General features: G+C 73.3%; 10 protein-coding genes. 4 read left to right on the top strand and 6 right to left on the bottom strand.

The window, feature by feature from the left end; all coding sequences use genetic code 11:
* Window positions 1–36: 36 nt before the first annotated feature.
* Window positions 37–1,893, bottom strand: coding sequence for a VanW family protein (locus ACFVGY_RS26515; protein ID WP_385681468.1), 1,857 nt, complete (start codon window positions 1,891–1,893; stop codon window positions 37–39).
* 272 nt (window positions 1,894–2,165) lie between these two features.
* Between ACFVGY_RS26515 and ACFVGY_RS26510 the strand changes: the two genes are divergently transcribed.
* Both ACFVGY_RS26510 and ACFVGY_RS26505 read left to right on the top strand, forming a co-directional pair.
* On the top strand, window positions 2,166–2,897 hold the full coding sequence (locus ACFVGY_RS26510) for a YitT family protein (RefSeq protein WP_385681466.1): 732 nt from the start codon (window positions 2,166–2,168) through the stop codon (window positions 2,895–2,897).
* A 179-nt stretch (window positions 2,898–3,076) separates the two neighbouring features.
* Window positions 3,077–3,625 (top strand): hypothetical protein, encoded by a 549-nt coding sequence (locus ACFVGY_RS26505; protein ID WP_385681464.1) that lies wholly within the window; start codon window positions 3,077–3,079, stop codon window positions 3,623–3,625.
* 3 nt (window positions 3,626–3,628) lie between these two features.
* Here ACFVGY_RS26505 and ACFVGY_RS26500 read toward each other — a convergent pair whose 3' ends face one another.
* Window positions 3,629–4,267, bottom strand: coding sequence for a TetR/AcrR family transcriptional regulator (locus ACFVGY_RS26500; protein ID WP_385681462.1), 639 nt, complete (start codon window positions 4,265–4,267; stop codon window positions 3,629–3,631).
* Between the two features lie 96 nt (window positions 4,268–4,363).
* Here ACFVGY_RS26500 and ACFVGY_RS26495 point away from each other — a divergent pair, with 96 nt between their 5' ends.
* A complete protein-coding gene (locus ACFVGY_RS26495) occupies window positions 4,364–5,422 on the top strand; it encodes an aldo/keto reductase (protein ID WP_385681460.1) in 1,059 nt (352 codons plus the stop codon).
* A gap of 61 nt (window positions 5,423–5,483) precedes the next feature.
* Here the strand turns inward: ACFVGY_RS26495 and ACFVGY_RS26490 are convergent, their stop codons facing one another.
* Complete coding sequence (locus ACFVGY_RS26490; RefSeq protein ID WP_385681458.1) at window positions 5,484–6,425, bottom strand: NAD-dependent epimerase/dehydratase family protein; 942 nt, start codon at window positions 6,423–6,425, stop codon at window positions 5,484–5,486.
* 217 nt (window positions 6,426–6,642) lie between these two features.
* On the opposite strand from ACFVGY_RS26490, the gene ACFVGY_RS26485 reads away from it, so the two are divergent.
* Entirely contained in the window at window positions 6,643–8,712 is a 2,070-nt protein-coding gene (locus tag ACFVGY_RS26485; RefSeq protein ID WP_385681456.1) for a phosphocholine-specific phospholipase C, read from the top strand.
* A 7-nt stretch (window positions 8,713–8,719) separates the two neighbouring features.
* Here the strand turns inward: ACFVGY_RS26485 and ACFVGY_RS26480 are convergent, their stop codons facing one another.
* The 3 genes from ACFVGY_RS26480 to ACFVGY_RS26470 all read right to left on the bottom strand — a co-directional run bounded on the left by ACFVGY_RS26480 (window position 8,720) and on the right by ACFVGY_RS26470 (window position 11,927).
* Window positions 8,720–9,241 (bottom strand): hypothetical protein, encoded by a 522-nt coding sequence (locus ACFVGY_RS26480; protein ID WP_385681454.1) that lies wholly within the window; start codon window positions 9,239–9,241, stop codon window positions 8,720–8,722.
* A gap of 53 nt (window positions 9,242–9,294) precedes the next feature.
* Window positions 9,295–9,867, bottom strand: a complete 573-nt coding sequence (locus tag ACFVGY_RS26475) for a universal stress protein (RefSeq protein ID WP_385681452.1) — start codon at window positions 9,865–9,867, stop codon at window positions 9,295–9,297.
* A 125-nt stretch (window positions 9,868–9,992) separates the two neighbouring features.
* On the bottom strand, window positions 9,993–11,927 hold the full coding sequence (locus tag ACFVGY_RS26470) for an amino acid transporter (RefSeq protein ID WP_385681450.1): 1,935 nt from the start codon (window positions 11,925–11,927) through the stop codon (window positions 9,993–9,995).
* Window positions 11,928–12,285: the final 358 nt, after the last annotated feature.

Below are 12,285 nucleotides of genomic sequence, written 5' to 3'. Positions count from 1 at the left end.
CCCGGCCGACGCGGCGACGCCACCCGAACACTGGCGCTACACCCGCCACCTCGCCCCCCGGGCCCCCCCGCCCGCCGCGGGGGCGGCCGGAGAAGCAGGGGCCGCCGGGGCCGCGGGGGCGGCCGGCGCCGCGGGGGTCGCCGGAGCCGTGGGGGCCGCCGAGGTCGGCGGGTCGCAGGTCACCTCGTCACGCGGGGTGTAGTGGGTGCGGTACGTCTCCCGCTTGACCTCCTGCCCGCCCCGGACGAAGACCCGGTCGACGGCCACGTCGAAGCCCTCCAGCGGGGTCTGCACCTCGCACTGCGGACCCGAGGCCTCGATCTTCTTCGGCGGGGTGACATGGGTGCGCGGGCCCTTGACCGCGCGGATCTCGTCGTACGCCTTCGTGCCCAGCAGGCTGATGGTCACCGAGGAGTCCGTGGACTCGGCCTGGACGTAGACCGCGTTGCCGGAGTCGTTCTTCCAGCGCAGGTCGAGGGTGCCCCAGGCGACGGTGGCCTCCCGGCCCTCGGGGTAGCGCTCGATGTAGAAGGAGTGCGCCCCGTGCTCCAGCGGCTTCAGGCCGGCGAAGAACATGGCGTTGTACATGGTCGTCGCGACCGCCGAGACACCGCCGCCGGGCGACTTCACGTAGCGGCCGTCGTTGATCATGATCCCGTCGACGAAGCCGTTCTCCTCGGTCCGCTCGCCGACCGTCCTGTTGAAGCTCCAGCTCTCGCCCGGCCGGACGACGGAGCCGTTGATGAGCTCCACGGCGCGCGCGATGTTGGTGGTGCGGTAGGGGGCCGCCGGGAAGTTGATCGTGAACGACGACAGCTTCTCCTTGATGCCGAGCTGCCGGGCCTTCTGCGCGGTCAGCCGCGGCGGGACGGCCGTCGTGGCGAGTTCCGCCGTACGGGCGTCGCCCGTCCGGGTCAGCAGCGGCAGGACGGCGTCCCCGAGGGCCTTCGCGGTCACCTGGACGCCGCTGCGTGCGTCCTCGGCGACCACCGCCCGCCCGGCGGCGTCCACCTCGAAGGTGACCCCGCGCGAGGGCGCGGTGATCGCGGCCACCTGCCGGGCGACGTCCGGGTCGGCCAGCAGCCCCGCGGAGTCGAGCTTCGGGACGAGCTTGCCCGCGCCGTCCGCCGTGAGCGCCAGGTGTCGGCCGAGGACCTCCGGGGTGAGGACGATCCGCTTGGTGCCGACCGTGAGGGTGACGGGCCCGGACATCGCGGGCTCGGCGAACTCCTCCATGGCCCGCGCGGTCTCCTGCGTGTCGACCGCCGGCCGGGTGAGCTCCACCGGCAGGGCCGCGGGGCCGGCCTGCGGGCTCAGGTAGGCGGCGCGGACGACCTCGGCCGCCCGGTCGGCGCGTACGGTCACCCCGGTCGCGGGGGCGACGGACCGGGCCGCGCCGTCCTGGAAGGTGACGGCGCCGTCGCGGACCGGGCTCCCGGCGGAGTCGGCGAGCTTCTCGGCCGCGCGTGCCGGGTCCACGGGGCCGTCGGCCCGGACGACGGGTTCGATCTCACGGTCCTCTGCCGGCATGACCAGCCGCCCGATCACGGTGAACGGGTCGGAGCCGGACCGTGCGGCGCGGTCGACGGTGGCCCGGGTGTCGAGGGACAGGCCGAAGGCGGCGGGGACGGCCTGTGCGGTGCGGCCACCGTCGACCTTCAGCGTGATCGGCGCGGCGGCCGCCGGGCCGAGGTCGCGGTCGAGGGCCGCCCGGGCCTCCGCCCGGCTCATGCCGCCGATGTCGACGCCGCGCACGCTGGTGCCGTCGGCGATGCTGTCGCCCGCCGCCGCCAGGCCGACGAGATACAGGCCGCCGAAGCCGAGTACGACGGCTCCGCCCGCGAGGGGCAGGGCCGTACGCCAGTCGTTCAGCAGGCGGTGTGCACGTCGCATGTCTCTCCCGTGGCGGCGGTGTGCCGTGTCAGTCGTGGCTGTGGCGGCCGGCGATCCACCCGAGACACGAACCGTGCGCCGGACCGCCCTCCAGCATTCACCAATTCGGACGAAAACGACCAAAAATGTGCGTGTTCTCACGCGCCGGACCATGTCGGACAGCAGGCAGGACAGAAATAAGGCCACTCACCCCGAATTGGCCCTGTGCCGCCGCAGAGTGGATGCCACACCGTGTGGTCCATCGGTCTTTGGCTCCACGAAAGGCACCACCCGTGTCCACCGTCCCACCCTCCGCACGCCCCGCGAGGCGCCTCCCCCGCCGGCTGCTCCAGCTCTACGTCGGCCTCGCCCTCTACGGCGCGAGCGCGGCGCTCCTGGTCCGGGCCGGGCTCGGGCTCGGCCCCTGGGACGTCTTCCACCAGGGCCTCGCCGAGCACACCGGGTGGACGATCGGCACCGTGTCCGTGGCCGTCGGGACGCTGGTGCTGCTGCTGTGGTGGCCGCTGCGGCAGCGGCCCGGCCTGGGCACCGTCTCCAACGTGTTCGTGGTCGGGTTGTCCATGGACGCCACCCTGGCGGCGGTGCCGGACGTGCACGGCGTTGCGGCCCAGGTGGGCGCGCTGGCGGCGGGCGTGGTCCTCAACGGCGTCGCCACCGGCCTGTACATCGCGGCCGCCTTCGGGCCGGGACCGCGCGACGGCCTCATGACGGCGCTGCACCGGCTGACCGGGCGGTCGCTGCGGCTGGTGCGCACCGGGATCGAGCTCACGGTGCTCGCGGCCGGATTCCTCCTCGGCGGCAGCGTCGGCCCGGGCACCGTCGCGTACGCACTGGCGATCGGCCCGCTCGCGCAGTTCTTCCTGCGGGTGTTCGCCCTCTCCGGGGCCGCCGGACCGGGTCAGCCGTCGCCCTCGCGCAGGTCGTCGTCGCCGGCCCGCCCTTCGACCTCGGTGGCACCGGCGGGTCCGAGCGGGACGCCGAGCACCTCGGCGGGGGCCCGGTGACCCGGGCCTGCCGCGGGGGCGCCCGGCCCGGCCCCCTACTTCGGCCGCGCGGAGGGGCGGTCCACGTGCGCGCGGGGGAACCGCCCGCGCCCTGAGGGACGTCTCCCCGTGTCCCGGCCGTCGTACCACGGCGGGAGGACGGGGTCGCGCCCGGCGGCACGAACGAACCAGGGGGGACCATGACCGGACGGTGGGGCGGCGCAGCGGAGCGCCGGCGGTTCCTCGCCCTGCTCGGCGGGGCCGCGCTGCTGCCCCTCGCCGGGACGGCCGGCTGCGCGGAGCTCCGGCCGAACGAGGACCACCTCCGCGTACGGACCGACGTCGAGCCGCTGCGCAGCCGGTTCGCGGCGCTGGGCGAGCTGTCCGGCGCGCACTGGCTCGGGTACGACCTCGACGAGGCGGGCAAGCGGCAGACCATACCCGGCCCGGACTCCCGGATCCGGCTGGTCGGGGTGGCCCGGCTGACCGAAGGCACGGTGGCCGCCACGCTCGGGGCGGCCCCCGCGGGGGAGCGCTTCGAGACGGTGTCCCTGCCCGCCGAGCTTCCCGCGCCGCTGGCGAAGCACGTGCCCGACCGGGCCGGCTGGTGGGCGAGTACGGCGTACGACCTGCGGGTACTCGCCCGGCAGCCGGAGCAGTCCACGTCCGGCGACGAGGCCGACGGCCGGTTCTTCCTCCACGAGGAGGACGACCTGGTCTGGTTCGACACGGTCTTCCTGTACGCGTGACGGTCAGTCCGACGTCGCCCCCGGGCCCGGTGCGGTGAAGACGCCCGCGCGGGCGGCCGCCGCGGCCGCGCGGGCGGCGCGTTCGGCCGCGGCCGCGTCCGGCGGTGCGGCGGTCGTCAGCAGCCGGTAGTACAGGGGGGCGGAGACGGCCCGGACGACCTCCTCCGCGTCCGTGCCCTCCGGCAGTTCGCCGCGCTCCACCGCCTGCCGGACGCACGGCGCCCACTCCCCCACGCGTACGGCGTAGAAGCGGTGCAGGGCCTCGGCGGCCCTGGGGTCCGTACCGGCGGCCGCGATCACCGCCCGGAACAGCGGGCCCTGGCGCGGGTCGGCCAGGGTGCGGCGGACCAGGTCGGCATTGGCCAGCAGGTCCCCGTCGAGCGAGCCCGTCTCGGTGCGGGGCGCGGACTGCTCGGCCATGTCGCCCAGCAGGTCCGCCACGAGTCCGGACGGCGTCCCCCACCTGCGGTACACGGTGGTCTTGCCCACCTCCGCGCGCCGGGCCACCTCCGCCAGGTCCAGCCGGTCGAAGCCGGCTTCGGCCAGCAGGTCGCCGGCCGCACGCAGGACCGCGGCCCGCACCCGGGCCGTGCGGCCGCCGGGCCGCAGGCTGCCCGGCTCCGCGCCACCCTCATCCGCCATAACGGTTCTCCAGTTCCATTAGTTCGTTCCGGCTGTTACGGTGGGGACAGCTTAAGGGGTCCGCAGTTCCATTAACCCGTCTTGAGGGGGCTCGTCATGGAGTACAGGCAGCTCGGCGCTTCCGGTCTCACCGTTCCCGTTCTGAGTTTCGGCGCCGGCACGTTCGGCGGCGAGGGTCCGCTCTTCGGGGCCTGGGGCAACAGCGACGCCCGCGAGGCGCGCCGCCTGGTCGACATCTGCCTCGACGCGGGGATCACGCTCTTCGACACCGCCGACGTGTATTCCGCGGGCGCTTCGGAGTCCGTCCTCGGAGCAGCCGTGCGGGGCCGCCGCGACCGGGTGCTGCTGTCCACCAAGGCGGGCCTGCCCACGGGGGACGGCCCCGGCGACGCCGGCACCTCCCGCTCGCGCCTCGTCCGGGCGACCGAGGACGCCCTGCGGCGCCTGGACACCGACCACATCGACCTGTTCCAGTTGCACGCCTTCGACGCGGCCACCCCGGTCGAGGAGGTGCTCTCCGCCCTCGACCAGCTCGTGCGCGCCGGGAAGATCCGTTACGTCGGCGTCTCCAACTTCGCGGGCTGGCAGCTGATGAAGTCCCTGGCCGCGGCCGACCGGCACGGCTTCCCCCGGTACGTCGCCCACCAGGTGTACTACTCCCTCATCGGCCGCGACTACGAGTGGGAGCTGCTGCCGCTCGGCCGCGACCAGGGCGTCGGCGCCCTCGTGTGGAGCCCGCTGGGCTGGGGCCGGCTGACCGGGAAGGTGCGCCGCGGCCGTCCGCTGCCGTCCGGGAGCCGGCTGCACTCGACCGCGGACTACGGCCCACCGGTCGACGACGAGCTGCTGTACGACGTCGTCGACGTGCTCGACGGGATCGCGCAGGAGACGGGCCGGACCGTGCCCCAGGTCGCCCTCAACTGGCTGTTGGGCCGCCCCACCGTGTCCTCCGTCATCATCGGCGCCCGCAACGAGGAGCAGCTGCGCCAGAACATCGGCGCCGTCGGCTGGAGCCTGACGCCGGAGCAGACCGCGCGCCTGGACGCCGTCAGCCACCGCCCGGCGCCGTATCCCTACTTCCCGTACGAGCGCCAGGAGGGGTTCGCCCGCCTCAACCCCCCGCTGACGGCGCCGGTCCCGGGCAGGGCCGCGTAGCGGCTCCGGACGGCGGCCGCGCGGGCTGCCGTCCGGCCGTCCGCCAGCGGACGCTCGCCCGTCAGCGTGTGGTCGCCAGTCGGTCACGCCACCAGTCCACGGTCGCCTCGATCTGCCGGTCGAGGGGCGTGGCCCGGACCGCGAACTCGGCCTCGTAGGCGCTGGAATCGACCACGAACGGGCGGTCGAACTGGTAGCGGACCTCCTTCAGCTCACGGAGCAGCGGCGAGAAGAGCGCGGCCGCCGCCAGCACGGCCGGGGGGAGCCTGCGCACCGCGACCGGTCCCGTCCCCGCCTGCTCGGCCAGGCGGCCGACCATCTCCCGGACGGAGAGCGCGGGTCCCGTCGGGACGTGCCAGCTGCGCCCCCGGGCCCGCTCCTCGCCCGCGACCTCGACCAGGGCCCGGGCCACGTCGGGCAGATAGGTCCAGCTGTGCGGGGCGTCCGGGTCCCCGAGGGTGGAGACCGGCTTGCCGCGCAGCAGCGCCGGCACGACCCGGGCGGCCAGGTGCCCGCCGTCGGTCACCCCGGGCCCGAAGAAGTCCGAGGCCCGCACCTCCACCGCCTTGATGCGCCCCTGCTCGTGCAGTCCCCGCGCCCGCTCCCACACGGCGGCGCGGACCCGCCCCTTGGTGCCGGTCGCCGCGAGCGGCAGCCGCTCGGTCACCGGGCCGTCCACCGGGCCGTAGCCGTAGAGGTTCCCCAGCAGGACCAGGACGGCCCCCGTCGCCTCGGCGGCGGCGCAGAGCGACGAGGCCAGTGCGGGCCATTCGTCCGCCCAGCGGTGGTAGGGGGGCGCGGCGCAGCCGTACAGGGCGGTCGCGCCCTTCGCGGCTTCGGCGAGCCGCTCGCCGTCCCGCGCGTCGAGCGCGATGTGCTCGATTCCGGGCTCCGGGCGGCGGCCCGACGCGGTGACGACCCGTACGGACTCGCCCTGTGCGGCCAGCAGCCGGGCGGTGGCGGCTCCGGCCGGCCCGAATCCCACGACAACATGAAGGTTCACCGTACGCACCCTAGTGCGCCGGCATGCTGACCTCACATCAGGTACCGGCGAGGCCACCGGCGGACCGGACAGCGGCGGGAAGTGGCCGAAGCCCTGCGCAATCCGGCTGCCGTTCGTCTGGCGTATCCCCCGCCGTCACGCCAGGCTCCCTCTCCGGTCCCCCGGGCCCGCTGTGCTGGGGGCGCTCCACACCCCTCAACCGCAGAGGTCATCCGCCATGGCAGAACTCAACCGCCGCCGGTTCCTGCAGCTCACGGGTGGCGCCGCCGCCCTGACCATGCTGGGCGACAGCATCGCCCGCGCCGCCGCCATCCCCGCTCAGGGGACCACCGGCACCATCGCCGACGTCGAGCACGTCGTGGTCCTCATGCAGGAGAACCGTTCCTTCGACCACTACTTCGGCAGGCTGCGCGGCGTGCGCGGCTTCGGCGACCCGCGCCCGGTGACGCTGCCCAGCGGCAAGTCCGTCTGGCACCAGACCGACAACGCGGGCAAGGAGACCCTGCCGTTCCGGCCGCCGTCGGACGACCTCGGCATGGAGTTCCTCCAGGGCCTCAACCACGACTGGGCGGGCGGACAGAGCGCCTTCAACAAGGGCAAGTACAACAACTGGGTGCCCGCCAAGACGCCCGCCACCATGGCGTACCTGACGCGCGAGGACATCCCGTTCCACTACGCCCTCGCCGACGCGTTCACCATCTGCGACGCGTACCACTGCTCGTTCATCGGCTCCACGGACCCCAACCGCTACTACCTGTGGTCGGGCCACACCGGCAACGACGGCAAGGGCGGCGGCCCGGTCCTCAACAACGCCGAGCTCGGCTACGACTGGACCACCTACCCGGAGCGCCTGGAGGCGGCCGGCATCTCCTGGAAGGTCTACCAGGACATCGGCGACGGCCTCGACGCCGCCGGCTCCTGGGGCTGGATCAACGACGCCTACCGCGGCAACTACGGCGACAACTCACTGCTCTACTTCAACAACTACCGGAACGCCCAGCCGGGCAACCCGCTCTACGACAAGGCCCGCACCGGCACCAACGCCAAGGCCGGCGAGGGGTACTTCGACCGGCTGCGCGCGGACGTCCAGGCCGGGACGCTGCCCCAGGTCTCCTGGATCGCCGCTCCGGAGGCCTTCAGCGAGCACTCCAACTGGCCGTCCAACTACGGCGCCTGGTACATCGCACAGGTGCTGGACGCCCTCACCTCGAACCCCGACGTGTGGGCCCGTACCGCCCTGTTCATCACCTACGACGAGAACGACGGCTTCTTCGACCACGTCGTCCCGCCGTACGCCCCGGCCGACGCCAACCAGGGCATGTCGACCACGCCCACCGCGCTCGACGTCTTCGGCGGCAAGCCCGGCTACGTCGCCGGCCCGTACGGCCTGGGCCCGCGCGTGCCGATGCTGGTGGTCTCCCCGTGGAGCACCGGCGGCTACTCCTGCTCCGAGACCTTCGACCACACCTCGGTCGTCCGCTTCATGGAGAAGCGCTTCGGCGTCCTGGAGCCCAACATCTCGCCCTGGCGCCGCGCCGTCTGCGGTGACCTGACCTCCGCCTTCGACTTCGCCCGCAAGGACACCGGCGAGGTCCGGCTGCCCGACACCGGCGGCTGGCAGCCGCAGGACCGGGAGCGCCACCCCGACTTCCACGCCGTCCCGCCGGCGGTGGGCAGCATGCCGCGCCAGGAGAAGGGCCTGCGCCCCACCCGTCCGCTGAAGTACGCGCCGTACGTGGACGGCACGGCCCTCACCGGCGAGGGGAAGTTCCGGCTGACCTTCAGCGGCGGCCAGGACCTGGGTGCCCAGTTCTACGTCACGTCCGGCAACCGCAGCGACGCCCCCTGGACGTACACGACCGAGGCGGGCAAGTCGATCGCGGACACCTGGAACACCCGCTACTCGGCCGGGGTCACCGACCTGACCGTGCACGGCCCGAACGGCTTCCTGCGCGGCTTCCGCAACCCCGGCACCACCCCGGGCCCGGAAGTCACCGCCCGCCACAACGCCGCCACCGGCAACCTCGACCTCACCTGCACCAACGCCGGCGGTTCGACGGCCACCCTCACGGTGACGAACGCCTACGGCGGCACCCCGAAGCACCTCACGGTCGCCCGGGGCGCCACGGTCACGTACACCGTCTCGCTGAAGAACAGCCGCCGCTGGTACGACGTGACGGTCACCGCGTCCGGGGCCCCGGACTTCGTGCGCCGCTTCGCGGGCAAGGTCGAGACCGGCGCGGCCGGCCTCTCGGACCCGGCGATCCTGACCGACAAGTCGTCCTGACGCTGGATCAGCAGCCGAGCCCGGCGGCCTTGAACACGGGCTCGGCTGTCTCCCGGTCGATGCGTGCGGCCAGCCGCCGCAGCGCGGTGGCCCCGTACTGCAACGTGCCCCGCCGCACCGAGGCCCGTGCGTCGGCGTCGAACCGGTGCCACAGGACGGGGTTGCGGACCAGCACGCCGGGGTCGACCTCGACACGGCGGCCGTCGGCGTCCACGAGGACCAGGCGCTGGGCGACGCCGTCCGACCAGCGGACGCAGACCAGGGCGTCGGTGCGGACCGTGCGCTCGGCGACCAGCGTGCGGACGGTCAGGCGGCCGGGCGCCACCCGTACCAGGGGTGGCAGCAGGACGGCGTAGAGCAGCAGGCCGAGGCCGGCCCACAGGGCGGCCCGCGGCCAGGAGGCCGAGCCGGCGGCCGCGTCGACGGCCAGCAGCGCTGCGGTCAGGAGTCCGGCCGCGCGGAAGGCGGTACGGCGCTCACCCGCCCAGTGGACGTCCCGCGCGGCACGTCCGGTGAATCCTCGTTCCATGGGCAGGACGCTAGGCGTGCCCGCCGGGAATTCCGCCGCTCCTGACGTGACGTCTACGCCTCTTTGGCGACATCGGTACGACCGGTCCGGCCGTGCGGCGGCGGGCCCGCGCAGCGCCCCAGCTCGCGCAGGTCGAGCGGCCGCCGCCAGGCATTGCGGCGGTGGGCCGCGTCGTACGCAGCCACGAGCGGGGACGGGGGCACGGTCAGCACGGGGCAGGCGGCGTGCGCGAGGCAGTAGCGGGCCACCGAGGGGCGGACCAGGCGGAGCAGCGGGCCGTGCGAGCCCGCGCCCACCACGAGGAGGTCCTCCGGGTCGCGGGCGGTGTCCACGAGCGCGGCTCCCGCGGTGGCCCGCACCGTCCACCCCGCGACGGTGACACCGGCCGGCGTGCCGGCTCCGAAGGCAGTGTCCAGGACCTCGCGCAGCCGCTCCGCGGCCGCGGCCCGCCACTGGGCCGGGGCCGGGTCGGCGCAGGAGCTGCGGCCGCCCAGCCCGCCGCCCGGCAGCTGCCACGCCAGGACGGCGCACAGCTCCGCCTTCCGCGTCCGCGCTTCGGCGGCGGCCCGGTGGAGTGCCGCCAGGCTGCCCAGACTTCCGCTGACCCCGACCACTACCTTCGGCACGAGCCCTCCCTCGCCGCTCCGTTCGAGCCACCCATCCAAGGGCAGGAACGGAGCGGGGGCGGGTGTGCTGACGGCCTTCTGACGCGGCGGAAGGAGTTCCTGGCGCGTTCCTTACGGGACGGGTGTCAGCCGACGTGGACGTGCGGGCGGCGGGACCGGTCCGGTTCGGCCTCGCGGACCACCTCGCGGGTGACGGGGGCCACTTCGCCCTGCCCGAAGAGGAAGAACCGCAGGAAGTTGGCGAGCGGGTTGCCCTCGGTCCACTCGAAGTAGATGTGGGGGCGCTGCCCGGTCTCGTCGCGTACGTGGAGCAGCAGGGCGGCGAGGGCGTTGGGAACGGAGGAGGACTCCAGGGTCAGGACGCGGTAGCGGTCGTGCATGACCTCGCCCTTGACCCGCAGGCCGGCTTCGAACTCGGACGGGTCCAGGACGGTGACCTCGACGAACATGAAGTCGTCGCCCGGCGGGACGTCGTTGTCGGCCCGGATCTGGTCGATCTTCTCCCGGTACTCGGTCTTGTCGCGGTTGTCCGGTTCGTTGGCGATGAAGCGGATGGTGCGGGTGGCGGTGTCCCGGATGAAGCGTTCCGCCATGTCGTCGAACTCGACGTGCGTGACGCGCAGCTCGAAGACGCGGGCCAGGCGGGACAGCAGCGACAGGGCCATGATGCCGGCGATGAAGCAGGCGCCGATCTTCACGCCGTCCGGGCGTTCGATCACGTTCACGGCCGTGGTGTAGATGAAGACGGCGGAGATGAGCGAGAAGGCGATGGTCCAGCCGCGCTCGCGGGCCCGGCGGGCGGCGATGGTCACGGCGACGGCCGCCGAGGTGATCAGGACGAGCACGCCGGTGGCGTAGGCGCCGCCCTGGGCGTCGACGTCGGCGTTGAAGATCCAGGTCACCAGGAACGCGATCAGGGTGAACACGATCACCATCGGGCGCAGGGCGCGGGCCCAGTGCGGTGCCATGCCGTAGCGGGGCAGGTAGCGCGGCATCAGGTTGAGCAGGCCGGCCATGGCGGAGGATCCGGCGAACCACAGGATCAGGATGGTGGAGATGTCGTAGACGGTGCCGAACGCCGAGCCGAGGTATTGGTGCGCCAGGTAGGCCAGGGCCCGGCCGTTGGCCTCGCCGCCGGACTTGAACGCGTCCGCCGGGATCAGCAGCGTGGTGATGAAGCTGGAGCAGATCAGGAACACGCTCATGATCACCGCGGCGGTGGTGAGCAGCTTCCTCGTCCCGCGGATCCGGCCGGCGGGCTTGTCCGGGGTGTCGCCCGGCTCGCCCTCGACGTGCGGCATCACCGCGACACCGGTCTCGAACCCGGACAGGCCCAGCGCCAGCTTGGGGAAGACCACCAGCGCGATGGCGATCATCATGACCGGGTTGCCATAGTCGGTGGTCAGCGCATTCGTCCAGTTGGTGATCACCTCCGGGTGGGTGGCCACCTGCCACAGGCCGACCCCGACGACGACCGCGTTGAGCAGCAGGTACGAGACGACGAGGGCCACGGCCAGGCCGATCGCCTCGCTGAAGCCCTTGAGGAACACCGCGCCGAGGAGCGCGATCAGGATGAGGGTGATGAGCACCTCGTGCCCGTGCAGGGTGCTGGTGAGGTGCGGGTTCTCCACCATGTGCGCGGTGGCGTCGGCGGCCGACAGGGTGATGGTGATCAGGAAGTCGGTCGCGGCGAACCCGAGCAGGGTCAGGACGAACAGCTTGCCCTTCCAGAAGGACAGCAGCCGCTCCAGCATCGCGATGGAGCCCTCGCCGTGCGGGCTCTCCTTGGCGACCCGGCGGTAGACGGGCAGGGCGCCGAACAGGGTGAGCAGCACCAGCACGATCGTCGCCAGCGGCGACAGCAGCCCGGCCGCGAGCGCCGCGATGCCGGGCTGATAGCCGAGGGTGGAGAAGTAGTCGAGACCGGTCAGGCACATCACCCGGTACCAGGGCTTGCCCTCGTGCGCGGTCTCGGGGTGCTGCTGCTGTTTGTGGCGGCGGTCGGTCAAGCCTTCCAGCAGCCACGCGCGCAGGCGCGAGGAGCGGGCAGGGGTGGCCATCGTGGGGCGCTCCTGTCGTACGGCACAGATTCAGCCATCGACGTGGACGGCTGCGCCAGCGTACGCGGCGAAGACGCCGCCAGTACGTCTATATCCTCGTCTGACGAAATCCTGACGCGCTCTTAACGCAATCCCTTCCGGTGGCGTAGGGACGCACTCGCGCCGGCGACGGAACCCACCTGCCAGGCGAGTACGGCAGTGCCGATGCAAAGGGAAGGCTGCGCCGCCGAGGCAGCGCTCGGCCTCCACAGCGGTCCCCTTTGTTGACGTGCTCCCCGCCCTAAAGGACAAGGCCGTGAAGTTAAGGGCTGGTCGGTCCTGGCAAGAGGATGTTGATGCTGATGGTCGCCTTGTAGGT

It is taken from the genome of Streptomyces sp. NPDC127106 (assembly GCF_042677605.1).
Taxonomy (GTDB): Bacteria; Actinomycetota; Actinomycetes; order Streptomycetales; family Streptomycetaceae; genus Streptomyces.
The sequence above is the reverse complement of the archived record's forward strand: the minus strand, read 5'-3'. Positions and strand labels throughout refer to the sequence as shown.